The 24,769-nt window shown below is 67.4% G+C and carries 22 protein-coding genes; 3 read left to right on the top strand and 19 right to left on the bottom strand.

The genetic code is table 11. The features are described from left to right. Positions 1-6: 6 nt before the first annotated feature. From ACLF6J_RS17175 to ACLF6J_RS17165, 3 genes are read right to left on the bottom strand one after another with little or no spacing between them, the layout of a single operon-like run. Positions 7-1,641: a fucose isomerase gene (locus tag ACLF6J_RS17175; RefSeq protein WP_134352427.1), complete on the bottom strand. Its 1,635-nt coding sequence runs from the start codon at positions 1,639-1,641 to the stop codon at positions 7-9. Beyond that, positions 1,638-4,205, bottom strand: coding sequence for a GH116 family glycosyl-hydrolase (locus ACLF6J_RS17170; RefSeq protein ID WP_134352428.1), 2,568 nt, complete (start codon positions 4,203-4,205; stop codon positions 1,638-1,640). Before ACLF6J_RS17170 ends, ACLF6J_RS17175 begins: the two co-directional genes overlap by 4 nt. Next, positions 4,202-5,695, bottom strand: coding sequence for an FGGY-family carbohydrate kinase (locus ACLF6J_RS17165; protein ID WP_134352429.1), 1,494 nt, complete (start codon positions 5,693-5,695; stop codon positions 4,202-4,204). The genes ACLF6J_RS17170 and ACLF6J_RS17165 overlap by 4 nt, the downstream gene beginning before the upstream one ends. 194 nt (positions 5,696-5,889) lie before the next feature. Between ACLF6J_RS17165 and ACLF6J_RS17160 the strand changes: the two genes are divergently transcribed. Continuing rightward, positions 5,890-6,318, top strand: coding sequence for a hypothetical protein (locus tag ACLF6J_RS17160; RefSeq protein WP_134352430.1), 429 nt, complete (start codon positions 5,890-5,892; stop codon positions 6,316-6,318). Between the two features lie 6 nt (positions 6,319-6,324). Here ACLF6J_RS17160 and ACLF6J_RS17155 read toward each other — a convergent pair whose 3' ends face one another. After that, positions 6,325-7,308, bottom strand: a complete 984-nt coding sequence (locus tag ACLF6J_RS17155) for a LacI family DNA-binding transcriptional regulator (RefSeq protein ID WP_047519780.1) — start codon at positions 7,306-7,308, stop codon at positions 6,325-6,327. Positions 7,309-7,409: 101 nt separating this feature from the next. Here ACLF6J_RS17155 and ACLF6J_RS17150 point away from each other — a divergent pair, with 101 nt between their 5' ends. Next, positions 7,410-8,543, top strand: coding sequence for a glycoside hydrolase family 172 protein (locus tag ACLF6J_RS17150; RefSeq protein WP_134352431.1), 1,134 nt, complete (start codon positions 7,410-7,412; stop codon positions 8,541-8,543). A gap of 3 nt (positions 8,544-8,546) precedes the next feature. Here ACLF6J_RS17150 and ACLF6J_RS17145 read toward each other — a convergent pair whose 3' ends face one another. The 6 genes from ACLF6J_RS17145 to ACLF6J_RS17120 all read right to left on the bottom strand — a co-directional run bounded on the left by ACLF6J_RS17145 (position 8,547) and on the right by ACLF6J_RS17120 (position 14,689). Then, positions 8,547-8,951 (bottom strand): DoxX family protein, encoded by a 405-nt coding sequence (locus tag ACLF6J_RS17145; protein ID WP_134352432.1) that lies wholly within the window; start codon positions 8,949-8,951, stop codon positions 8,547-8,549. Positions 8,952-8,992: 41 nt separating this feature from the next. After that, complete coding sequence (locus ACLF6J_RS17140; RefSeq protein WP_134352433.1) at positions 8,993-10,093, bottom strand: DUF4185 domain-containing protein; 1,101 nt, start codon at positions 10,091-10,093, stop codon at positions 8,993-8,995. 30 nt (positions 10,094-10,123) lie between these two features. Continuing rightward, on the bottom strand, positions 10,124-11,020 hold the full coding sequence (locus tag ACLF6J_RS17135) for a carbohydrate ABC transporter permease (RefSeq protein WP_134352434.1): 897 nt from the start codon (positions 11,018-11,020) through the stop codon (positions 10,124-10,126). A 1-nt stretch (position 11,021) separates the two neighbouring features. Then, positions 11,022-11,948, bottom strand: coding sequence for a carbohydrate ABC transporter permease (locus tag ACLF6J_RS17130; protein ID WP_134352435.1), 927 nt, complete (start codon positions 11,946-11,948; stop codon positions 11,022-11,024). A 70-nt stretch (positions 11,949-12,018) separates the two neighbouring features. Beyond that, complete coding sequence (locus ACLF6J_RS17125) at positions 12,019-13,386, bottom strand: ABC transporter substrate-binding protein (protein WP_134352436.1); 1,368 nt, start codon at positions 13,384-13,386, stop codon at positions 12,019-12,021. A gap of 154 nt (positions 13,387-13,540) precedes the next feature. Then, complete coding sequence (locus ACLF6J_RS17120; RefSeq protein ID WP_134352437.1) at positions 13,541-14,689, bottom strand: DUF4185 domain-containing protein; 1,149 nt, start codon at positions 14,687-14,689, stop codon at positions 13,541-13,543. A gap of 71 nt (positions 14,690-14,760) precedes the next feature. Here ACLF6J_RS17120 and ACLF6J_RS17115 point away from each other — a divergent pair, with 71 nt between their 5' ends. Continuing rightward, the gene (locus tag ACLF6J_RS17115; RefSeq protein ID WP_244093532.1) at positions 14,761-15,693 is read left to right on the top strand and encodes a hypothetical protein; all 933 of its coding nucleotides are present in this window, start codon (positions 14,761-14,763) and stop codon (positions 15,691-15,693) included. A 66-nt stretch (positions 15,694-15,759) separates the two neighbouring features. Here ACLF6J_RS17115 and ACLF6J_RS17110 read toward each other — a convergent pair whose 3' ends face one another. From ACLF6J_RS17110 to dnaK, 9 genes are all read right to left on the bottom strand, one after another. Beyond that, complete coding sequence (locus tag ACLF6J_RS17110) at positions 15,760-16,629, bottom strand: dihydrodipicolinate synthase family protein (protein ID WP_131493608.1); 870 nt, start codon at positions 16,627-16,629, stop codon at positions 15,760-15,762. After that, a complete protein-coding gene (locus ACLF6J_RS17105; protein WP_131493610.1) occupies positions 16,626-18,281 on the bottom strand; it encodes a tripartite tricarboxylate transporter permease in 1,656 nt (551 codons plus the stop codon). Before ACLF6J_RS17105 ends, ACLF6J_RS17110 begins: the two co-directional genes overlap by 4 nt. Continuing rightward, on the bottom strand, positions 18,278-18,841 hold the full coding sequence (locus ACLF6J_RS17100) for a tripartite tricarboxylate transporter TctB family protein (protein ID WP_134352438.1): 564 nt from the start codon (positions 18,839-18,841) through the stop codon (positions 18,278-18,280). Before ACLF6J_RS17100 ends, ACLF6J_RS17105 begins: the two co-directional genes overlap by 4 nt. An 87-nt stretch (positions 18,842-18,928) precedes the next feature. Continuing rightward, on the bottom strand, positions 18,929-19,897 hold the full coding sequence (locus ACLF6J_RS17095) for a tripartite tricarboxylate transporter substrate binding protein (protein WP_134352439.1): 969 nt from the start codon (positions 19,895-19,897) through the stop codon (positions 18,929-18,931). Between the two features lie 121 nt (positions 19,898-20,018). Then, positions 20,019-20,681 carry a GntR family transcriptional regulator gene (locus ACLF6J_RS17090; protein WP_047519800.1) on the bottom strand — a complete coding sequence of 221 codons (663 nt, stop codon included), beginning with the start codon at positions 20,679-20,681 and terminating at the stop codon, positions 20,019-20,021. A gap of 49 nt (positions 20,682-20,730) precedes the next feature. After that, positions 20,731-21,144: a heat shock protein transcriptional repressor HspR gene (locus tag ACLF6J_RS17085; RefSeq protein WP_131493656.1), complete on the bottom strand. Its 414-nt coding sequence runs from the start codon at positions 21,142-21,144 to the stop codon at positions 20,731-20,733. Positions 21,145-21,184: 40 nt separating this feature from the next. Next, positions 21,185-22,168 (bottom strand): DnaJ C-terminal domain-containing protein, encoded by a 984-nt coding sequence (locus ACLF6J_RS17080; RefSeq protein ID WP_131493616.1) that lies wholly within the window; start codon positions 22,166-22,168, stop codon positions 21,185-21,187. Positions 22,169-22,175: 7 nt separating this feature from the next. Then, a complete protein-coding gene (locus ACLF6J_RS17075; RefSeq protein ID WP_047519806.1) occupies positions 22,176-22,829 on the bottom strand; it encodes a nucleotide exchange factor GrpE in 654 nt (217 codons plus the stop codon). Positions 22,830-22,831: 2 nt separating this feature from the next. Next, positions 22,832-24,697, bottom strand: coding sequence for a molecular chaperone DnaK (gene dnaK, locus ACLF6J_RS17070; RefSeq protein WP_047519808.1), 1,866 nt, complete (start codon positions 24,695-24,697; stop codon positions 22,832-22,834). Between the last annotated feature and the right edge of the window lie 72 nt (positions 24,698-24,769).

The following is a 24,769-nucleotide window of genomic DNA, read 5'->3' as shown; positions in this document are numbered from 1 at the left end:
GATCTCTCAGAGGGTGACGTCGCCCACCAGATTCACCTGGATGCCCATCCCCGCGAACATCGAGGCTTTCGCGATGAGTGCCCGGTCGGCCGTCTCGGCATCCGGTGCGTAGACGAGCTGCGCGTGGTTGGCCTTGTGGCGGGCCATGAACTGATCCCGTGAGACGCCGTGCAGCACCACGTGCGCGATCGGCCACTCCGGGTTCGTGGCATCCTTCCGGCGCTGCGTCTCGTCGGCCGGGAGCTCGACGACCGAGGCACGGAAGATGTCGGCCTGCAGGACGCCGTCGGCGATGAACACCCGCGACAGCACGATCTCCCCCGGCTGGGAGACCCCGTTGATCGTCGCACCGCCCGCCGGGAAGAACACGTGGCCCTGACGCCATCCCTCCGCGTTCTGCCACCCGCCCAGGTGCGAGGCGGGGACGGAGCCGGAGATCTCGTAGACCCACACGAACTCCCCGTCGTAGTCCTCACCCCACCGCACGTCGTGCAGCGTGTTGTCCGGCACGAGTCCCATCGCACGCCACACGCGGTCGGTCACCAGCGCGTCGACCGCCACGCCCTCATCCGCTTCGTTGAAGTGCGGGAAGGCGCGTCCCTCGTGCAGCACCCGGGCACCGTCGCGCGACCTCACCGGCGGGCGCTCGGTCGAGTTCAGGATGCCCTCGGCCAGGTCGGACGCCGGCACCAGGTCCTTCAGACCCTGCTGGTATTGGATCCCGACGGCGTCGAGGCCGAAGTCGTCCGCGATACGAAGCGCGGCGATGTACATCTTCAACTGCCACTGCACCTGCTCGCGCGTGAGCTCGGTGGCGGCATCCGGCCCGAAGCGGAACGTCATGCCCGCATCGATCAGCCAGTCGTACGCGGCGTCCGCCTCGTCTTCGGTGACGGTGAGCATCTCGGCGTAGAGCGCCGACTGCGACAGCCGCTCCTTGTAGATGCCCGTCTTGTTGAGCAGCTCGTCGTCGAAGATCGCGTTGTACATGCCCATGCAGCCCTCGTCGAACACACCGATGATGGCCTTCTCGGCGAGCAGCTCCGCGGCGAGCGCCTCGCCCAGCTGCTTCTCGGGGCTGTCCGGCAGCTCCGGCAGGGGACGCACGTGCGAGGCGTCGTGCGCGATGGAGCCCGTCTCGGTCCACTCCCGGATGCCGTTGCGGAACCACTCGTCGGTGAAGTCGACCGACCAGGTCGTGGCGTAGGGCTTGCCCATCTTGGTGAGGCCCGCGTTCAAGCCGAGGAGGCCGACGAGGCCGGGCCAGTCGCCGGCGAAGTTCGCGACCGTGAGGATCGGGCCCTCGTGGGTGCGCAGACCGGCGAGCACATGGTGGGAGTACTGCCAGTTGGCGATCGCGACGATCAGAGGCGCGTCGACCGGGATGCTCCGGAAGACCTCGAGCCCCATGCGCTGACTGGAGATGAACCCGTGACCGGTGGCGGGATCGACGCCGAAGGGACGGATCACCTGCCATCCGAGGTCGTCGAGCACACCGGTGACCCCGGCCTCGAGCTCGACCTGGGTGGGCCAGCCCGCGACGTTCGCCGACTCTCGCAGATCGCCCGAGGTGATGAGGTAGGCCGTCTTCGGGGCAGCAGCCGGACGCGATGCCGGGGCCGGCAGGGTGTAGGTGGTCATGATTCCTCCGGTGTTGGGGTCGGGGTGAGCGGGGAGCGGTGCGACGCGCCCGCTCGGAGTCGGATATCGCGGCCGATGGTCTCGCCGGACAGCTGCAGTTCGCCGACGTCGAGGACACCGCCGTCGACATGGACGGTCAGAGCGTGGTCGTCGATCTCGACGCGGCCCCAGCCGGTACCCGTCGTGAACAGGCTGCGGAACGGCCCCGGGACCGCCGGGGCGAACGACAGCACACGCGTCGGGGCATCCCACTGCACTCCGCTCGCCGCGAGGAGCAGGGCCCAGGACGCGAGCGACCGGGCGTAATGGTTGCCGCATTCGATCTCGTTCCACGGATTGCGGTGGGTCCCGTCGTATCGGGCACGCAGGGAACGCTCGATGCAGAGCGCGTCCTCGATCCGACCGGTGTAGAGGAGCGAGGCGGCGACCTGATGCTCGATGCCCGTCCAGACCTCGTCGGAGTAGACGAACGGAATAGACGGTCGACCGCCGCGCGGCCACGACGCCAGCAGCAGTCCTCCTTCGTCGTTCAGGGCATACACCCGCTGCGTGCTCTCGTGGGCCGTCAGGTCGTCCCGATGGTTGTGCGCGACGATCGCGGCGAGTGCGGACCCGACCCGGTCGGCGGGGAGGATGTAGCCGAGTCCGTTCACGAAGGCGTGGAACTGACCGAGGAGCTGGTCCGTGAGGATGCCGTCACCATACTGGTAGCGGTGCGCGTCGACGTCGTCGATGACCTGGCGGTAGTACTCCCCGTTCCACAGGGTCTCGTCCATCGCCGCAGCGACGTGGTCGGCCCGCGCGGACCACCCTTCCGCGCGCTCGCGCTCGCCGAGGTGGACGGCCATCCGAGCCCCGGCGCGGAGGGCCGCGAGGTAGACGCCGTTGGCGAGCGGCTCGGCACCGTGGAACTCGATGTCGTAGGTGTTGTGCAGCTCCCCGTCGAGCAGTCCGTCCCCGTCGCGGTCCCATTCGCGGATCGCATAGTCGAGAGTGCGGGCGGCGACCGGCCAGAGCTCGCGGAGGAAGTCGTCATCACCGCTGAACCGCCACTCACGATGCAGGCGCAGGAGCGTGGCCAGCTGCCCGTCGACGGCAGGCCCCATGAACCAGGAGGGTCCGCCGAAGACGCGATTGCCGCGGAACTTCTGCGCGCCGGCCGCATCGGTCTCGAGCAGGTACTCCACGCGACGGGCGCTCCGCTCGAGAGAGGGGAACAGCCACGCGAGCGTCTGCGCGTACGACCAGACGTGCGTGCATGTGCCCTCGCAGGAGCCACCGTGGTCGAAGGATCCTTCCCACGCCGCGAAGACCGGCCCCTCCCCCAGCTCCGCGTTCGGCGACTCGACCACGAACCCGGTCGTGGATCGCACAGCGGCGATGTTCGCACCGACCGCGTCGGCCAGGACCGGATCGAGGCTCCCTCCGTACAGCGCTTCGACGAACGCCTCCGTCGTGTTCTCCAGCTCGCCGAGGTTCGTGTGCAGATGGGCGGCGGCCGCCCACGCATCGGGCCAGAGGACGGCGTAGCGGTTCCGCACTACCTCGTCGAGGTTCGGGTCGGCGAAGACGATGTGCCCGTTCCACCCGCGGCGGCGGTTCGGGAAGCTCCACGACAGCACGAACTCGAAGTCGCGGCTCTCGCCGGGCGCCACGGTGTGCACGACGCCGAGTGAGCCGGTACGCACCCGAGGGAGCTTGGCGAGCATCTCCTCCTCGGTGAGGGGCGCGGCCTCCGCGTCGGCATCGAGCTCGGCGAACAGCCCGCGAGGGCGATCCTCCAGGGTCAGCCGAGGCTCCGCCGCGAGCAGCCCGTCATCGGTCAGGTCGTTCCAGAAGAGACGCGCTCCGTCCGGCCAGTAGCTCGTGACCCACTGCGGCTTGACCGTCGTGGAGCGGTCCGTGGTGGTGAGGCTCAGCGTGCCGTAGCCGGGGTCGTCCTCCGGCAGGTCGATCCCGAAGTCGAGTCCGCGCACGTCGCCGTCGTCCCGCCATCGCACCGTCTGCGTCGCACGCATGCCCCACGGGGCGTCCGGTCCGGGGGCTCCTCGTCCCGCCGTGTGGGAGACGCTGCCCACCACGGTGACCGCGACAGGGACGGAACCGGGGTTCGTCACGTGGTACCGCAAGACCGCAGCAGGGATGCCCGAGGCGTCGGCGTCGAGCGGCACGAGCGGTGTGAACGCGTGCAACGACACATCCACCGGGAGCGTCCGGTCGGTGAAGTCGACGTCGACCACCGGGTACTCACCGTGCAGGGTCGCCGCGTCGAGGCGCGGAAGACCGGCGAGCTGGTCGAACGCGTATCCGGCGTCGGCATCGTGTCGCCCGCTGAGCCTCGCCTCGAGGACTCGGGTGACCGCCGCGCCTCCTTCCGGGGCGGCATGGATCGCGAAGAAGGAGTACGGATTGCGGCGTCCCTTGTCGGGAAGGTTCTCGAACTCCCAGTCGCGCAGTTCCCCGCGCGCGCCGATCGAGACGTTGCCCGTTCCGATGCCGCCGAGCGGGAAGGCCGTCGCCTGCGACGTGTGCGGGATGCCCGGGGCGCGTCGTTCGCGGGTCATGCGGATTCCCCCCGCTGCACGGCGGCGAGCTCATGCACCACATCTTTCGAGCCCTCGTACAGTCGCAGGTACTTGTCGAACAGGTCATCGTAGAGAGCGCGCCGTGTGTCGTCCGGCCTGACGGAGTGGACGATCGGATTCCAGTCCGTGATGACCGGTGCCCGACCCGGCGCGGCGGTCGCGCCCGCCGCGAGGAACGCCGCCCCGTAGCTCGCACCGATCGTGGTCTGCGGCACCTCTTGCACGAGGCCCGTGACGTCGGACACCACCTGCAGCCAGAGCCGTCCCTGGGTGCCGCCGCCGACCGCGACGATCCGCCGGATGTCCGCTCCCGCCGCACGCATGGTCTCGACGTTGTGCCGCACCCCCAGCGCCGTGGCCTCGAGCGCCGCCCGGTAGAGGTCACCGCGCGTGTGCTCCAGGGTCAGCCCGGCTATCACGCCGCGGGCGTCCGGGTCCTGGATCGGTGTGCGCTCCCCCGCGAAGTACGGCAGCAGGAGGAGCCCTCCCGCGCCCGGACCGGATTCCTCCGCCTCAGCGAGCAGTCGGGGGTAGTCCGCGCCGGTCAGCCCCTTCAGCCAGGCGGTCAGCGCTCCGGAGGTGGAGAGGCCGCCGGCCAGGTTGCGGGTGCCCGCGAAGGCGCCCGCCGTGGTCCACATCGACGGCGTGCGCAAGGTGTCTTCCCCCGTCGCGACGAGGAACATCGTCGTGCCGTACATGAGCATCAGATCGCCGAGCTCGTGCGCACCGACGCTGACCGCCTCCGTCCACGCATCGATCGTTCCGGTGATGACGGGCGTACCCGCCGGGAGACCGGTGAGGGCTGCGGCGGGCGCCGTCACCTCGCCGGCGACCTCCCCCGCCCACCGCAGCGTCGGCTTCTCGATGCCGCCCGCATACGTGTTCCACCACGGGTCGTACCAGTCCTCATGCTCGATGTCGTAGAGCGGTGAGAACTGGCTCGCGGACTGGTGGTCGAGGACGTATGCGCCGGTGAGCTTCCTGGCGAGCCAGGAAGCCGGCATGAACAAGCGCCGCGCCCGGGCCCACGCCGCCGGCTCCTCGTCGGACACCCACAGGAGTTTGGGCCCACCCGCCTGCGAGGTCAGGACGGATCCACCGACGCGCGTGATCGCGTCGGCACCGAGCTCGGTCGTCATGCGGTCGATCTGTGCGGCGGAGCGGGTGTCCACGCCGTAGAGGATGGCGGGACGCACCGGCAGGTCGTCATCGTCGGCGAGGAGGACGCACGGCCCCATGCCACTGACCCCCACCCCGACGACCTCCGCGTCCGGTGCTCCGCTGAGCAGTTCGCGGGTGATCGCGATGAACTCCTCCCACCACACGTCGCCGTCCATCTCCACCCAGCCGGTGCGGGGGCGGCTGACGTCGTGCGCGCGCGTCGCCGTCGCGATGATCTCGCCGTCGACGCCCACGAGCACACCCTTGCTGCTGGACGTGCCGATGTCGACGCCGAGGGTGCAGCGCATGGAGTCCTCCTCGAATCCTGAGCTCGGATATGAAGCCTGTGGCCACTGTACGCGAAATCGATTTCATGCCGCAAGGAGCCACGTCGTTCCTGCACATTTCGCGCATGGAGTGCGGTCTCCACAGAGCGTGGGTTCGCGTCGATGCGGCACCGGAATACCGTGACAATCTGGGCTTTCACTCGCAGGATGGAGATGTGCATTTGAACGAGCCCCAGATCTGGACACTGATCGGCGTCTTCGCCGCCTTCATGCTGGGATCGCTCACGATGGTGATCCGGCAGAACGACCGGATGATCACCTCCGTCCGCAGCGAACTGGACGCGAAGTTCTCGAGCATGGACGCGAAGTTCTCGAGCATGGACGCGAAGTCCGACGCGCGTTTCGAAGCCTTGGACGCGAAGTTCGACGCCCGTTTCGAGAGCATGGACGCGCGATTCGCGACGATGGACGCGCGATTCGAGACCTTGGACGCGAGACTCTCGGGCGTGGACGCGAAGTTCGAGGCGCGATTCGACGCGATGGATTCGAAGTTGGACTCGCGGCTCGGCGCGATCGACGGTCGCCTCGAAGACCTCGACAAGGAGGTCGCGAATCTCGCGACGCGCTTCTGGGGGTCTCGCTGATCCCACTCAGCCGCGCGGGCTGGCGGGCTGGATCTCGTTGCGCAGCACCACCGTGCGAGCGGGCTGGCGATCACCCTTGATGCGCTCGAGCAGCATCCGTGCTGCGGTCACTCCCATGTGCCGCGCGGGCAGTCGCACCACCGTGACCGCCGTGGGTGACAGCGTCGTGAACGGCAGCGAGCCGATGACCGCGACGCCGACCTCAGGAGGGGTGAGACCGTGCTCGGTGAGCACCTGGATCGCGCCGACCCCGATGAGGTTGTTGCCCGCGACGACCGCATCGGGCGGTTCGGGAAGCGCGAGCAGCTCTTCCATGGCGGCGCGCCCGCCGTCGACGCGGAATGTCGCGAAGCGTGCCAGTTCATCGAGGTCGAGCTCGGGGCGCGCAGCTGCGAGTGCGGCACGCCAGCCGGCTGCACGTTCCGCTGCGGTGTCGATGTGCTCCGGTCCGCCGATGTACGCGATGCGCCGGTACCCGGCGTCGATCAGATCCCGTGTCGCCGACGTGCCAGCCGCACGGTTCGCCATCACGACGCCGTCGATGTCATAGGTCGTGCTGCGGTCGACGGCGACCACCGGACGCCCGGTCGCGAGGATGCTGTCGAGATCAGACTGCTCGTCGGCCGTCGCGATGATGACACCGGACATGTGCTCGGCGATCGCGATCCGCAGGTACGTCGCCTCCTTCTCGACCTGCGCGTCGGAGTTGCAGAGCACGACCGAGTAACCGGCCTCGGAGGCGACATCCTCGACGCCGCGCGCCATCTCGGTGAAGTAGGGATTCTCGATGTCGGGAATCACGAGCGCGATGACCTCAGAGCTCTGGCGACGCAGCGTGCGGGCGGTGCGGTTCGGGGTGAACTTCAGCTTCTCCGCGGCGTCCCGAACGGCCGCCACCTTCTCTTCGGACACACTCGTTCCGTTGAACACACGCGAAACCGTCGCAGGAGAGACCCCGGCGAGTTCAGCGACGTCGTAGATCGTGGTCATTCACCCTCACAGCCTGTCCGGCCCCGCCGGACGTGAAGCAACAGTATCGCGGACGCATCGTTCTCTGGTGTTCCTTCATGAAATCGATTACATTGACGCCCATGACTTCTGCACCTTCTGATCTGGCCTCTCTCGCGGCGTTGCGACGGATCCAGACCCGTTCGATCTCGCCGGAGAACTTCGACGGTTCCGCTGGGGGCGGCGGCCGGGCGACCGAGGGAACGGGTGCCTCCTGCGCCCGCGACCTCGGCCCCGGTTGGAAGATCTCCCCGAGCATGGACATCAAGGCTGGGGAGACCCTGGAGCTCGCGAACATCGCCGGCCCGGGCAAGATCACGCACATCTGGATCACGACCCACACCGACAACTGGCGCACCCTGCTTCTTCGGGCCTATTGGGACGGTTCGGACGAACCCGCGGTCGAGGTGCCCTACGGCGACTTCTTCTGCAACGGCTGGGGCGTGTTCGCTCAGGTGAACTCGCAGACGATCGCTGCGAATCCGCACGGCGGGTTCAACTCGTACTGGCCGATGCCCTTCCGAGACGGCGCGCGACTGACCGTCGAGAACACGTCCGCCGTCGATGTGCGCGTGTACTACCAGGTGACGTACGAAATCGGCGGCGACCATTCGAACGATGCCTACTTCCACGCCCAGTGGCGACGGTCGAACCCGCTCGAGGACCTCACACCGCATGTGATCCTGGAAGGCATCGAGGGCCAGGGCCAGTATGTCGGCACCTACATCGCGTGGGGAGTGAACTCCAACGGATGGTGGGGCGAGGGCGAGATCAAGTTCTACCTCGATGACGACACCGACTACCCGACGATCTGCGGCACCGGCACCGAGGACTACTTCGGCGGCGCGTGGAACTTCGACATCCCGGGTCAGGGCTACACCGAGTTCTCGACCCCGTACCTCGGGATGCCGCAGGTCATCCGCCCCGACGGTCTCTACGTGTCGCAGCAGCGGTTCGGTATGTACCGGTGGCACCTGCTCGATCCGATCCACTTCGCGACGGGCATCCCGAAAGTCGACATCCAGGCGCTCGGATGGCGCAGCGGATGGCGGTACCTTCCTCTGCGCGACGACATCGCGTCGACCGCCCTGTTCTACCTCGACCGCCCGACCGCGCGGCGTCCGAAGACACCGACGGCCGACGATCTGGAGGTCCACCTAGGAACGGCACCGGTGCCGGACATCGGCGCGACGCCTCCGCGTGATCCGCGCGACTGAAGCTCAGGCGAGCCAGGCGGGGGCGCGTCCGCGCAGGGCGGCTCCGTCGATCGAGTATCTGCCCGCGCCGGTGAGGGTGAGCGCCAGCGCGGCGACCCCGAGCACGGCGACGAACTCGTAGCCGCCCTCAGCGACCCACAGCCCCGCAGGCAGATGCACCAGGGCCAGGGCCACGGCCATGTCGATCGTCAGCAGGATCCCGACCGGACGGGTGAGGAACCCGAGGATCAGCAGGATGCCGCCGACGAGCTCGAGGAACGCCACGACGGGGGCTGCGATCTCCGCCAACGGCACCCCCATGTCGGCGAAGCTGCCGATGGTTCCCGGAATCGTGAACTCGAAGATCTTCTGCGCGCCGTGTGCGGCGAAGATCGCGCCGACGACGACCCGGAGGACCAGGAGGCCCATCGAGGCAGCGGCGGAGGGGGCTCCGGTGGCGGGAAGGAGCGTCAGACCAGGCCCTGCACGCGGAACTGCTCGGAGTGGTAGACGCTGTTGTCCCCCGTGTTCCACTGGCTGACGCTCAGGTGCAGGTCCGACAGCGTCGATCCGGGGATGATGTAGCCACCGTAGAGCTGCGCGACGTGCGAGGCGTCCTCCGTGTTCCATTCGGTCCCGTGCAGCAGGGTGGTCTTCGTGGCGGTGTAGAGGTTGTCGGTCGGGGTGTTCAGCACCATGGCGTCGATCCGATACGCCCCCGAGTTGAACCAGGTGAGTATCCACTTGCCGCCCAGGGGGCGCAGACACATCTCACCGAACTGTCCAGACAGCACCTCGGTGACGGGTTTGCCCCACCCCCAGGAACCGTTCGCGAACCCCCAGGGCTGATAGGCAGACAGCGTCGTCATGTCGTTCGACGGCACCCGGTAGAGCACGATGCCCTTGTCGCGCTGGAACCCCGTGCCGTAGATGTACACGTAGCCGTCGTTGCCCTCACCCCAGGTGATGCACTGGAACCTGCCGCCGGCCATGTCGGCCGGGAACTGCAGGCCGGTGTGCTGCCAGGTCGCGCCGTTGTCGTCGGACTTCCACAGTTCGGTCCAGCGCACGGCGCCGAAATGCGGGCCGTTCACGATGGCGTGCAGATACATCCGCGAGCCGATCGTGATCACGTCCGAGGGGATGACCGTCGTGAAGTAGGCGTCGTGGGGGTAGTACCAGAGCTGCGGAGCGGTGCCTTGCGTGTTCGCGCCGGCTCCCGCGCATCCGTCGAAGGTGACGCCGGCGGCGAGGTTCGTCGTCGAGGAGTACAGCGCGACGGGCGAGCGCCAGTTCGTGCCACCGACTCCGTCCGCCCAGGTGTCGCCGAACATGAACAGCATCCGCCCGTCCGGAGTGGGAGCGGGGATGCCGAGGTCGGTCGCCCCGATCCCGTACTGCACGGGGCTCTGAGTGCCGGCGAGCACCTTGACCCGCGTGACGGTCAGCCCGGCGGCTGCGGCCGGACTCGGCAGGGCGGTCGCGGCGAAGAACGCCGCTCCCGCCGCCACCGCTCCCTGCAGGACTCCCCTGCGGCTGATCCGTGGTCCCTGCGTGTTCTCGGTCTCCATCGACCTCTCCTTTCAGTACCGCGCGTGTGGCTACTTGAGACCTGCCATCTTGATGTTGCCGATGATCTGTCGCTGGAAGATCAGGAACAGGATGATCACCGGGGCGGCGGCGAGCACGGATCCGGCCATCAACAAGCCGAGCTCGGTGCTGCGCTCGGACCGGAACGTCGCCAGATACTGCTGAAGCACGAACTTGTCGGGCGACGTGATCGTCAGGATCGGCCAGACATAGGAGTTCCAGTAGGCGAGGAACGCGGTGATGCCCATCACGACGAAGGGCGGCTTCGACAGCGGCAGGAAGATCCGCACGAAGATGCCGAAGCGACCGCAGCCGTCCAGCATCGCCGCCTCTTCGAGACTCTTCGGGATGTTCAGATAGAACTGGCGGATGAAGAACACCATGCCCGCGCTCGCGAGTCCCGGGATGACCAGCACTGCCAGGGTGTCGAGCATCGAGAGACGGGTCACGACGATGAAGCTCGTGAGCAGGATCGTCATCCCGGGGATGAACATCGTCGTGATCACGATGGTCCAGATCGCGCCCTTGAAGCGGAAGTCCAATCGGGCAAAGGCGTAAGCGGCGAGGGAATTGACCGCGAGACTCCCGACCGTGAACAGCACGGCGCCGAAGAACGTCCACGCGAGCGTCCTCAGGAACGTGGGGTCGGCCAGGATCTGCGTGTAGTTCTCCCACAGCCACACCTCGGGGAAGAACTGGAACGGCGTCTCGACGACCTCGGTCTTGGACTTGAAGCCGGCGATCACCATCCAGGCGAGCGGGAAGAGCGAAGCTCCGACGAAGAGGGCGCCGAGGATCACCTTCCCGAGGACGACGAGCCAGCCGCCGGGGGTGCGCGGAGCCCTCCGCGACGCGCGCGGCTCCTTGCCTGCGAGGACGATGCGGGTGGTCTCCTGCATGACGGCCATCTCAATCCACCAGCCTCTCGGAATTGACGAACTTGAACACGAGAGCGGAGATCGTTCCCAGCACGACGAAGAGCAACAGGGCCGCAGCGATCGAGTAGCCGACGTTCACGTCGTTGCGGAAGTGATTGAAGATGAAGAGGTTGGGCAGGGTCGTCGAGTCCAGGGGCCCGCCCTGGGTCATCACGAGGGGGAGTTCGAATTGCTGGATCGCGGCCACGAATCCGGTGATGAGCAGGTAGAGAACCACGTTCTTCATCTGCGGGATCGTGATGTACGCCGTCCTCTGTCCCCAGTTCGCCCCCTCCATCGCGGCAGCTTCGTAGTACTCCGCCGGGATGTCGACCATCGCGGCGACCATGATCAGCGAGGTCAGCCCCATGCCGAGCCAGATGGCGGGAACCGCGATCGCCAGCAGCGCCCACTTCGGATCCCCGATCCAGGCGATCGGTTCGATTCCGAAGACGCCGAGGAAGGCATTGAGGAGACCACCGGAGTAGTTGTAGATGAGCACGAAGATGATCGATGCGATCACGGCGGAGATGATCGTCGGGATGTAGATGCTCACCTTGAGCAGGCTGGCGGCGCGACGTGAGACGCTGACCACGAGACTCGCGAACAGGAAGGCGAGGACGAGCATGATCGGCACGGTGAGCAGCACGAAGGCGAATCCTCGCCCGATCGTCGCCAGGAACAGCGGGTCCTTCAGCACGTTGGTGTAGTTGCGGACGCCGACGAACTCCGGATCCTTGTAGAAGCTCCAGTCCTGGAAGGACAGGTATCCGGCATAGATCGCGGGCCAGATGACGAAGATCCCGAGCAGCGCCACGAGGGGCAGCAGGAACCAATACGCGGTCTTGTTGTCTCGATAGCGATAGCGATTCTGCCGCTGCCGGATCGCCCTACGCTCTTCCACAGCCTGACTGGCCATACCCACCTCGTCGTGTCTTCGGATGCGTGACCGTCCGGGGCCGGAACCCGACCCCGGACGGTGAGCGGTGTCAGTTCTTCGGCGCCTTGTCGGGCAGTCCGTCGCGATCGATGACGGTCTGGATCGCCGCGTTCGCGGTCTTGATCGCGTCATCCATCGAGGCGGAGCCCTTCATCACCGATTCCATCGCGGTTCCGACAGCGAGGTTGACGTCCCAGGGGTAGGTGGATCCGGGGATGGCATCCGGGGCGATGTCGTCGACGATGATGCTCGACCACGGTGCGTTCGCGGCTTCTTCGCTCGCGGCGACCGCATCCTGCACCGACTGCCGCACGGGGACCTTGGTGAACTGCGTGTTCACGAAGAACGGAACGAGGTTCTCCGGGTCGCCGGCGATGGCCCACGAGAGGAACTCGCCGGCAGCCTCCGGGGCCTTGCTCTTGGCGTCGACGACCCAGGTGAAGTTCCCCATCGTCGTGGCGGTGCGCCCGTCCGCGTCCGGGGAGCTCGGGAAGGCACCCACCCCGGTCTTGGTGAGCAGGTCGGGGTAGTCCGACCCGATCTCGGACATCATCCACGATCCGGAGACCTTGAACGCGACCTTCTGCTGGCCGAAGTCCTCGCCTGCGACGTAGGCGGCCAGCGGCTGCTTGGGCATGTACCCCTTGTCCCAGAGCTCTTTGTACTGCTCCATCAGGGAGCGGTAGCCGTCGTTGTCGATGGCAGGGGCGGTCCAGTCGTCCGTGAGTGCGAGGTGACCCGCGAAGTTGTACTGCTGCCCCACGGTGGACCAGGCCATGGTCACGGCATCCTGGGCCGGGGAGATGCAGTATTGCCCGTCGGACAGCGTCGGCTGGATCTTGGCGCAGGCCGCCAGCAGGTCCTCCCAGGTCTCCGGAGCCTTCGACGAGTCGACGCCCGCGGCGTCGAGGAGGTCGGTGTTCCAGAACAGCACGGTCTGCGGCTCGAGCAGCAGCGGGTAGGCATAGTGGGTGCCGTCGATCTCGGAGATGGAGGTGGCGTTGTCGAGGATCTCGTCCAGCGCCTCCTGGGGGACGATCGAGTCCAGCTCGTGCACGGAACCGGCGTTCACCAGGTCGTAGAGGTTGGCGGAGCTGGTGTAGATGTCGGGCGCCTTGCCGGCGGCCTGCGCGGCCTTCATCTTCTGATCCCAGGCGTCGGCGGGCACTTCGGTGTCGACGACCTTGATCTCGTCCTGCGAGGCGTTGAATTTCTTGACGATGTCGGCGTACCACTCGTTCTCCACGGGGGTGAACGTGCGATGCCAGAACTGGACGGTGGTGACGCCGTCTGCGCCGCCGTCGCCGCCTGCCGACTCGCCGGGTGTGCCGGAGCCGCAGGCGGCGAGCATGGCGCCCACGGTGAGCGCGCCGAGAGCGGCGAGCGTGACCCTGCGCGTACGAGTGGTGATTCTCATGGGTTCCTCCTCAGGAACGGACTCCTCATCGAGTCGCTGCTGTGTGTTCGGCTGCCGCCGACGAGCACCGGCCGTGCCCGTGGATCCTCAGTGACCGGGTAGCGCCAGAGTAGGCGAAATCGATTTCATGCGCAAGGCTCGATTCGCGCCTCGATCAGCGCGAGCGCTCCAGGTCGGCGGAGAACCAGAAGACGTTGTACGGGTCCCACAGCGATAGCGTGAAGTAGATCCGCCGACCGTCCTCGGTGACGTATCGCGGGTTCAGATACGGCGAGTAGAGCCCCGGATACTCGGCGCGGGGCACGAGCTCGATCGCCTCGCCCCACGGACCCCACGGCGTGAGGCCTTCGCGGATATAGGCGCTGCCGGCATCCGAGTAGGTCATGATCCAGCGCTCCAGATAGGTGGACCACATCACCGAGAGCTCGCCGATCGTTCCCTCCAGGATCGTCTCGGCATCGCTCAGCTCATCGCTCCATCGGGGCTTGTCGCCATCGAGGCCGGCGAAGTACGAGTAGGACGCCTGCTCCTCGACCGCGTCCTCGGCGGCGGGCACCCTCATCAGCTGCACCCCACCGAACCGCCCGGAGGGGATCGACCAGAAGTAGATCCAGTCCTGGCCGCCCTCTCTCACCTCGGCCGTCGCGAACTGCACGAAGTTCGAGTCCCCCGGCCACTCGACCCCCTCGACCGGAGACCAGGTGCGCCCGTCATCCCGCGAGACGATCAGGGCGGAATAGTTCGATTCCCACGCCCCCGGTTCCCCCCAGAACCGCACCGACATGTACGAGACATAGATCGTGTCGCCGATCGCGAAGCCGTACGTGGGGATCTTCGTGACCTCACCACCCGCCCCGTTCGCATCATGGTCGCCCTCGATGAGAGGGGCGGCGAGGCCGATGTCGTCCTCCACCCACCCGTCGAAGTCGATCCCGTCCGAAGGGTCGTCGTCCGTGGTCCACGCGGCGACGTTGGAACGCCAGAAGCCGCCCTGACCGCCGATCGACTCGGGGTCACGCTCGCCGAAGGTGTCACCGAAGAAGAAGAACGTCTTGTCACCGACATTCGTCATCGAGCCGAGGTCGGTACCGGCGACGGAGACCGCGGCGGTGTCGTTCATCGCGTCGGGGCCGGTGAGCTGAGCGATCTCGGTGAGATCAGAAACGCCGTCGAGGACGAAAGGCTTGTCCGGGTCGGAGTCGACGTTCACGGGTCCGTCTCCGGCGCACCCCGCGAGACCGAGGAGAACGACGACGGATGCCGCGAGTGCAGCGGGGCGAGATGCGGTGATGACACGGGGCATGATCCTCCTCGATCGATGACGAATGACCTCGAATCTAGCGAAATCGATTTCAACACACTAGGGTCTTCGGCATGTCAGACTCCTCTTTCGACCGGTGGCTGCGCCCCTCCAGCGACCCGGTGTCGGAGCCCCGCTGGGGACACGTCGAAGGTCTCCAGATCGGCATCCCGCCGCTCCCCGGTCCCCGAGGCCTGATCCGGATCTTCACCCCGTACCTCGACCACCCCCGCGAGCGGCTGATCAACTTCTTCGCCGTCGAGCCGATCCCCCTGGGCGCAGCCGAGCGCGGTTTCTCGGAGCTGGAGCAGAGCACTCTCGACACCGGCGAGCGAGGGAAGCGCTTCTGGTCAGCGGATGACGCCGCGAGTGCAAGGATCCCCTCGCCCCGGCCCCCGGCACGCGGGCAGATCGCCACGGTCGACGGCATCGAGACGCTCACCGTGTGGATCGGGGTCGAGCGATTCGACAACGGAGCGGACGTGAGCGTCCGGGTGCGCTTCTTCGCGGACCGCCCACACGAAGTGGAGGTGGCGGGCTTCGCCACTGAGAGGTCCGTCGCCCTCTCCCACCTGATCCTCACGGCGACGATGGGGAACTGGGCGCGATTGCGGCGACTTCAGCTCGCCGACCGTGCCGTGACACCCGCAGAGCTGTGGCCGAACTTCTCCGGCACCGGATTCACCCGGCACGGACGCTTCCCCCTCGCCGAACTCACGCGCGAGGGGAAAGCGGCGGTCGTGAGCGCGACGGGTGACGAGGAGGATCCCTGGTCGGTCGATCACTCCGCCGACACCGCGGAGCACTGGCGCTTCCTCGGCCGACGCGCGGTGCAGACGTGGCGGGTCGACGACCCCCACCCTGAGCTCGAGGCAGTGGTGAACGCGCGGTGGTCCTACTGGGCGAGCGCCTCGCCGATCCCTGGCGGTCCCGCCTACGAGAACTTCGAGATCATCGAGCCGTTCCGTCAGGGAGCGGCGTTCCGGTTCTCCGTCGAGCCCCTCTGAGGAGCGCGAGGCGCCCGCCGGACACCGGCCCGCGTCTCACCGGCAGCCGCCTCACCGGCAGCCGTCTCACCGGTGCGCGGCCACCACCTCGGCGACGGCGGTGCGCTCGGCGGCACTCGGCTCGGCGATCGCCATACGGCAGTGCGTGTCGACCACGTCGAGCACGCGGTAGGCCTCCTTCATGCGGGCCATGTCGCCGCCGATGAGGGCGACCACTTCGTCGACCGCGGCCTGCGCAGCGGTGATGGCTGCCGCATCCCCCGACCGCCCGGCGTCGGCGAGCGCGCGGAACGGTTTCGGCGTCACGGATGACACCCCGGAGACGACACCCTGGGCGCCCACCTCGACGGCGGCGATCAGGTCGCGGTCGGCGCCGGTGTAGAGCTCGAAGTCGGCGGGCACGACGGCGCGGTAGGCGGCGATGTCGTCGAGTGAGAGCTCGCTGATCTTGGCTCCCACGACGTTGGGCAGCTCCGCGAGCCGCACGAGGAGCTCCGGCGACACCGGGTTTCCACTCCGCGCCGGGTAGATGTACACGTACAAGCGCCCGTCGCCGACGGCGTCCGACACCGCACGGTAGTACTCGAAGATCGAGTCGTCCGTCGCCTTCAGGTAGTAGGGCGTGAGCGCGGCGAACTCGACGGCGCCCAGCTCACGGGCGATGCGGGTCAGGCGCACGGCCTCGAAGGTACTGGGCCGACCGACATGCACGACCACGCGCATCCGCTCCTTCAACTCGGCCAGAGCGGCTTCCACGATGGCCGCGAACTCGCCGGCGTCCACAGCAGGGAACTCCCCCGTCGTTCCGAGCACGAAGGCCCCCTCGTTCCCCGAGTCGGCGACGAATCGGAAGATCGCACGCGAACCCTCGATGTCGAGGGTGCCGTCGCGGTGGAACGCGGTGGGCACGGCGGTCAGGATGTCGTAGCGGGTCACTTCTCGGTCTCCTCGGAGTTCTTGCGGGACGTGCGGGCTCGACGCTTCGGGGCGTCGATGTTGCGGACGGTGGAGGTGAGCAGGTCGGGCTGCGCGGCGAGCTCGTCGTGCGCCTTCTCGATCTGCTGGATGCTGTCGTCGTGGAGAATCGAATCCGCGAGGGAGCCGCGCTCGGCACGGGGGCGACGAGCGGCACGGATCGCCGGCATCACGATCGAGAGCACGGCCAGGGCGAGGAGCACGAGCGCGATGGGGCTGACGACCTCGAAGAACGGACGCGTGGGCAGGATGGCCAGCGTGCGGGCGAGGTTCTCTTCGGCGAGCGGTCCGAGCAGGAGCCCGAGCACCACGGGGCCGGCCGGCACCTGCATGCGCTTGAGCATCACCCCGATCACACCGAAGACGAGCATCGTCACCACGGTCGAGAGGCTGTTGGAGGTGGCGTAGGTGCCGATGATGCAGAAGATCAGGATGCCGCTCCACAGGTACGGCTGCGGCACATCGAGCAGCTTCACCATGCCCTTCATCCTCACCAGGCTCAGAGCGAGGGACAGGATCGTCGCGATCAGCATGATGCCGACGATCGAGACGACCAGGTCGGGGCGGTTCGTGAAGAGGGTGGGTCCGGGTGTGATGCCCCAGATGATCATGGAGCCGATCATCACGGCCATCACGGAGTCGCCGGGGATGCCGAGTGCCATCGTCGTGGTGAGCGAGCCGCCCAAGGTCGCGCTGGAAGCGCTGTCGGACGCGGCGACGCCCTCGATCGATCCCTTGCCGAACATCTCCGGACGCTTCGACACCTTGCGCGCCCGTTCCCACCCGATGAGACCGGCGATGTCACCGCCCGCGGCGGGGATGAGACCGACACCGAGTCCGACCGCGCCGCCGACCGCCGTGGCACGACCGCTCTGCTTCAGCTCGGACCTGTTCGGCAGCCAGCGACCGAGGCTGGAGATGGGGCGCACGCGCGACGCGCGATGCGTGAGCAACTGGTCGAAGAGTTCCGCGATGCCGAAGAGTCCGATGATCACGGCGATGAAGTTCACGCCCTCGACGAGGTCGAGCACCCCGAAGGTGAAGCGCTGATCGGCCGTCGCGGCGTAGGTGCCGACGGTGCCGAGCATGAGGCCGAAGAGCCCGGCGAGGATGCCCTTGAGCATCGACTTCGACGAGATGCCGATCATGATCGAGATTCCGAACACCACGAGGGCGAACAGCTCGGGGGACTTGAAGTAATCGCGGGCGAAGCTGGCGATCGGGACGGCCGCGACCGCGAACAGCACCAGCGAGGCGAGGATCCCGACGGCCGAGACGATTGCGGAGATGGTGAGTGCGAGACCTGCCCTGCCCTGCTTGGCCATCGGATAGCCGTCGAGGGTGGTGGCGATGGAGGCGGGCGTTCCCGGGGTGTTGATGAGGATGGACGGCACCCGATCGCCGAAGTTCGCCGCGACGTAGATCGTCAGCAGCACGGCGAGGCCCTGCACGGGCTCGAGGGTCATGGTGAATCCCGCGGCGAGGGCGACGGCCATGGTCGCGGTGATGCCGGGGAAGGCGCCGACCATGAAGCCGAGCATGAGCCCGACGAGCATGTAGAGCAGGATCGAGATGTCGAGGAGCGAGTTCAGCCCCTCCAGGAGCGCGTTCACAGGGGGATCCTCAGGAGCAGCCCGAACACGATGTAGACGAACGCCGTGACGGAGGCGGAGTAGATGATCAGGCTCAGCCAGCGGCGGTGACCGTAGAGGAGCATGAGGGAGGCCATCAGCAGGGCTGCGGCGATCGGGAAGACCTCGATGCGGTACCCGAAGAGGATGACCGATCCCAGCGACCACAGCGCGATGAAGGCGCCCGTGATCACCAGCGTGGCGATCACGCGCAGGTAGCCTCCGGGCTGGATGCGCTCGAGGTCGTCACGACCGGGTGCGGGGCGGGTGATCGCGATGGCGAGCAGCGCGATGGCGACGACGACTCCGGTGACCCCGATGACGAGCGGCCAGAAGCGGGCATCGATCTGACCCGGAGCGGCCTCGCGGCGCAGCGGGATCTGCGTCGAGAGGAAGAGATATCCGGCGGTGAACGCCAGGGCGAGGACGGCGAAGACGATCTCGAGAGGTCGCGACGCGGTCGCACCCTGGTACTCGTCGCCCGCGGAGGCGTCCGATGCGGAGACGTCCGCTGCGGAGGCGTCCGATGCAGAGGTCGACATGATGCTCCTTTCGTGATCCGAGAACTGAAGGAGAGCACTGCGGGGCCGGTGATGAGCCCGGCCCCGCAGTCTTCTCTACCGGGCTCCTCAGCCCAGGAGGTCCTTGAAGAGGTCGAACTGCTCGTCGACGAACGTCGTCCATTCGGCGGAGTCGCGGTACACGACCAGGTTTCCGGCGTCGGCCTGGAACTTCTGGTAGCTGTCGGATTCGACGGCCTCCTTGACGGCGGCTTCGAGCGTCGACTTCACGTCGTCGGGCAGACCCTGGGGCGCGTAGATGCCGCCCCAGCCTCCGAAGACGACGTCTTCGCCGATGGCCTCTTCGACCGTCTCGACGTCTTCCGCGTCGGGGTGGCGCTCGTCGTTCATGACGGCGAGGATGCGCACGGCGTCGCCCTGGGCGAGTGCCTCGCCGAGGCCGGAGACAGCCGCGACGGTCTCGCCGGATGCGGCTGCGGCGACGGCCGTCGCTCCGCCGTCGTAGGGCACCGGAGTGAAGTCGGCGTCGGTCGCGGCACCGAGTCCGAGGGTCGCCGCCTCCCAGATGGAGCCGGCGCCGGAGTTCGCGACCGTGACGGCACCGGACTGCGCCTGGGCGACGAGGTCTTCCAGCGTCTCGATCCCGCTGTTCGCGCCGACGGTGACGACACCGGGGGCGAGCATGATCTGGCCGAGCAGGTCGAAGTCGTCCGGCAGCACGTCCGCGCTCTGCGTGGTGTTCAGCATCGCGATCTCGACGGGCGCGAATCCGATCACGTAGCCGTCGGGATCCTGCGCACCGACGTACTCCATCGCGAGCGCTCCGGCGGCACCCGGCATGTTCTCGGGGATGACGCTGACGTCGAGGATCTTCTCGAGCTCCGTGGCGAGTGCGCGCGACGAGAGGTCTGATCCTCCCCCGGGGTTGGCCTGGATGATGAGCCGGATGTCCTTCTCCGGGTAGGTCGATTCGGCGCCCTCGCCCTCTTCGACCTTGGTGCAGGCCGAGACGATGAGAGCGGTGGCTGCGAGGGCGGCGATCGCGGCAGCCGCCCGGGTGATGCGCTTGCGGGGCATCTTTGCTCCTCTACGTGGGTCGACCTTGTTGTCGACTCCCCCGACCGTAGCAGTGTTGACTGTTAACAGTCAACACTCGGACGACACGTGCGCCGCGAGGGCCGCAGGCACGGCTCCGCCCTCAGGCGTGGGTGGCGATCTCGCTCAGCATGCGTCGACGAGCACCGTCGAGATGCTCGGACAGCACCTTCGCCGCCTGCGCCGGCGTGCCCGTGCGCATCACCTGCATGAGCGTCACGTGATCATCGGAAGACTCGTGCAGGTCTTCGTCATGGTTGATCGTGACCTCGAGCAGCGCGGTGAACGTCGGGAGGTACTGATTCCATGCCCCCTCGAGACGCGGGTGATCGGCGAGCGCGTAGATCTGCGAGTGGAACTCGAGATCCGCGGTGACGAATGCGGCATGGTCGCCGCGGTCCGCGGCCTCGCCCATGCGGTCGACGGCCGCCGCCATCGCGGCCCAGCGCGCCTCGTCGTCGACGCGCATGGCCCGCGAGAGGGCGAGCTGTTCGAGCGCACCCCTCAGGCTGTACAGCTGATCGACGTCATCCCCCGTGAGTCCCACGATGTACACGCCGCGGGGACGCTGCACCTCGACGAGCTTCTCGAAGCTCAACTGGGTGAGCGCATCGCGTACGGGGCCACGGCTGACCGAGAACTCCTCGGCGAGCGCTTCCTCGGTGATCCGCGCGCCGGGGGCGAGTTCGCCGCGCACGATGCGCTGGCGGAGCACCCGTGCCACCTGGGCGCCGAGGGATTCTCCGCGCGTGACGGTCTGCGTCATGGTGACCTCCTGTTAACTGTTGACAGGATACACACCACGAGATTGGTGTCTAGGCGTGTCCGCGCGGATCCCAGAGCACGATGTCGGTCGAGCGGCGGATGCGACGGCCGCTCGGCACGGGCACCACCCCCGCGGATCCGGCGGCGAACACCCGCACGCCGGGGCGGTTCTCGCGCTCGGTGCGCAGAGCGCTCTCGAGTACCGCGATGCGGTTGCGCAGCGCCCGGTTCTCGTCTTCGAGGTCGAGCAGACGCGCGATCGCGGGGAGGCTCACACCTTCCGAAGAGAGCTGGGCGACCTCGCGCAGCTGTTCGATGTTGCGGGCGGAGTACCGACGCGAGCCGCCCGACGTCCGTCCGGGGACCACGAGTCCGATGCGGTCGTACTGCCGCAGGGTCTGCGGGTGGAGACCGGAGAGCTCGGCCGCCGCCGCGATCGCGAACACCGGGGTGTCAGCGTTCATCATGAACGCCTCCGACCCCGGTGCCCACTTCGACGCTCGGTCATCGACGCGCCTTCGCCATCAGCTCCGCCCGCGGATTCTCCGTGGGCTCGAGCTCCTGGAACTTCTCCAGGGCCTCCCGCGCGGCGTCGTCGAGGTGCGTGGGCACGGCGACCTGGAGTTCGGCGAGCAGGTCTCCGGTTCCCTTCGCCGTCGCCACACCACGGCCCTTGACGCGCAGCACCCGCCCGGAGGGGGTGCCGGGAGCGACGCGGAGCTTGACCACGTCACCGCTGAGCGTCGGGACCTCGATCGTCGCGCCGAGGGTCGCTTCAGTGAAGGTCACCGGGACCACGACGCGCAGGTTGAGCCCGTCACGCGTGAAGACGGGGTGCGGGCGCACCGAGATCTGCACCACGATGTCGCCGCTCTCCCCGCCGTCGGGCGAGGGACGGCCACGACCGCGCAGACGGATCTTCTGTCCGTCTGCCACACCGGCAGGGATCTTCACCTTGAACGGCTTGCCGTCATCGCCCTGCAGGGAGATGGTCTCGCCCTGCACGGCGGTGACGAAGTCGAGCGTCGTGCGAGCGGTGACGTCGGCACCACGCTGCGGTCCGCCGAAGCCGCGGTAGCCACCGCTCGGCTGCCCGAAGCGTCCGCCTCCGAAGCTCGCACCCTGCCCCTGGTTGAACATCGCGAAGATGTCCTCGAAGTCGGCCGTCTGCCCTCGGCCCTGCTGGCCGAACCGGCTGAACACGTCTTCGAAGCCGCCGGCACCCTGGCCGCCCGCCGTGAAGCGGGCGCCGGAGCCCATGGCGCGGATCTCGTCGTACTCTTTGCGCTGTTCGGCGTCGGAGAGCACCGAGTAGGCCTCGCTGATCTCCTTGAACTTCGCCTCTGCTTTGGCATCACCCTGATTGGAGTCCGGGTGGTACTTCCGCGCAAGCTTGCGATACGTCTTCTTCAGATCCGCATCACTGACGTCCTTGGAGACCCCGAGGGTCTTGTAGAAGTCCTTGTCGAACCAATCCTGGCTGGCCATCGATCACCTACTCCGCAGGGACAGCGACGACGACCTTTGCGGGGCGCAGCTCGATGTCACCGAGGCGGTAGCCCACCTCGACGACCTCGAGGATCGTCGTCTTCTCGGCGCCGGGGGTCGGCTGCTGGAAGATGGCCTCGTGGCGCTGAGGGTCGAATTCCTCACCCTTCTCGCCGTATGCGGCCACCCCGAGACGCTCCACGACCGCACGCACCTTCTCGGCGATCACGGCGAAGGGCGTGCCCTCGACCAGGTCGCCGTGCTGAGCGGCACGGTCGAGGTCGTCGAGCACCGGGATGAGGCCCTTGGCGGCCTCGCCCTTCGCCCGCTCGATCTCGACCTGGCGCTGCTCCTCGGTGCGACGACGGTAGTTCGCGTACTCGGCCTGGAGGCGCTTGAGATCGTTCAGCAGCGTCGACTCGAGGTCGGCGAGCACGGCATCCTCCGCTGCGGCCTCACCGGTCTGCGTCGCTCCGAGGATGTCATCGACCGTGAGGTCATCGACACCGTCTTCAGGAGTCTCGTCCGACCCCTCGGCGGCCTTCGCCTCGGTGGAGTCCGGGTTCTGCGGCGCGGGGCCGGACGCCTGAGCGTCCGACCCCTCGCTGCGACCTTCGGCGGACTCAGGATTCTGGTTCTCGTCGAAGTTCTTGTCCGTCATGATTACTTCTTCTCGTCCTCGTCGTCGACGACCTCGGCGTCGATGACGTCCTCGTCGGAGGAGGGAGCGTCACCGGTCGGGGCCTCGCCGTCAGCCGAAGCGTCGGCAGCAGCATCCGCCTGCGAGGAGGCGTAGATGGCCTCGCCGAGCTTGGACTGCGACTGGTTGAGCTTGTCGAACGCGGTCTTCACGGCCTCGTCGTCTTCGCCCGCCAGCGCCGTCTTGAGCGCTTCGACGTCGGCCTTGACCTCGGTCTTCACGTCTTCGGGCAGCTTGTCGTCGTTCTCGGTGATCAGCTTGTCGATCGAGTACGCGAGCGTCTCGGCCTGGTTGCGGACCTCGGCTGCCTCACGGCGCACCTTGTCCTCAGCCGCGTGCTCCTCGGCCTCGCGCACCATGCGCTCGATGTCTTCCTTCGACAGCGAGGAGCCGCCGGAGATGACGATCGACTTCTCGGTGCCGGTGCCCTTGTCCTTGGCGGACACGTGCACGATGCCGTTGGCGTCGATGTCGAACGTGACCTCGATCTGCGGGATGCCGCGGGGAGCGGGAGCGATGCCCGTGAGCTCGAACGTGCCGAGCGGCTTGTTGTCGCGGGTGAAGTCGCGCTCGCCCTGGAAGACCTGGATCGCGACGGACGGCTGGTTGTCGTCTGCCGTGGTGAAGGTCTCGCTGCGCTTGGTCGGGATGGCGGTGTTGCGCTCGATGAGCTTGGTCATCATGCCGCCCTTGGTCTCGATGCCGAGGCTCAGCGGGGTGACGTCGATGAGGAGGACATCCTTGCGCTCGCCCTTGAGGACACCGGCCTGGAGAGCGGCGCCGACGGCGACGACCTCATCCGGGTTGACGCCCTTGTTCGCGTCCTTACCGGTCTCGCGCTTGACGAGCTCGGCGACCGCGGGCATACGGGTGGAACCACCGACGAGCACGATGTGGTCGATCTCGGACACCTTGATGCCGGCTTCGCGGATGACATCCTCGAACGGCTTCTTGGTGCGGTCGAGCAGGTCCTTCGTGAGGTCCTCGAACTTCGCGCGGGTGATCGTCTCGGAGAGCGAGACCGGGCCGGACTCCGTCAGCGACAGGTACGGCAGGTTGATGCTCGTCGAGGTGGAGGAGGAGAGCTCCTTCTTCGCCTGCTCCGCGGCCTCCTTGAGGCGCTGCAGCGCGATCTTGTCGCCCGCGACGTCGACGCCCGTGGTCTCCTTGAACTGCTTGATCAGGTAGTCGACGAGACGCTGGTCCCAGTCGTCTCCACCGAGACGGTTGTCACCGGCGGTCGCACGCACCTGGATCGTGGAGAAGTCGTCGTCCTTGCCCACCTCGAGCAGCGAGACGTCGAACGTTCCGCCACCGAGGTCGAAGACCAGGATGAGCTCGTCTTCCTTGCCCTTGTCGAGGCCGTAGGCCAGAGCGGCCGCGGTCGGCTCGTTGATGATGCGCAGGACGTTGAGACCCGAGATCTCCCCGGCCTCCTTGGTGGCCTGACGCTCGGCGTCGTTGAAGTACGCGGGGACGGTGATGACCGCATCGGTCACGGTGTCACCCAGGTACGCCTCGGCGTCGCGCTTGAGCTTCATGAGGATGCGCGCGGAGATCTCCTGCGGCGTCCACTTCTTGCCGTCGACGTCGAAGCTCCAGTCGGTGCCCATGTGGCGCTTGACGGAAGCGATCGTCCGGTCGACGTTGGTGACGGCCTGGCGCTTCGCGGTCTCACCGACGAGCACCTCCCCGTCCTTGGTGAAGGCCACGACCGAGGGGGTCGTGCGGAAGCCCTCGGCGTTGGCGATGACCTTGGGCTCGCCACCCTCGAGGACGCTGACGACGGAGTTGGTGGTTCCGAGGTCGATACCGACAGCACGTGCCATGTGTTCTCTCCTTTGTTGGAAGTTCGTTGGGATCGGAAATCTGCGGCGATCAGGGAAACCTGAGTCGCGATG

This window comes from Microbacterium sp. IO18 (genome assembly GCF_049099505.1).
Taxonomy (GTDB): domain Bacteria; phylum Actinomycetota; class Actinomycetes; order Actinomycetales; family Microbacteriaceae; genus Microbacterium; species Microbacterium aurugineum.
This window is presented reverse-complemented; position numbering and strand designations above follow the sequence as displayed.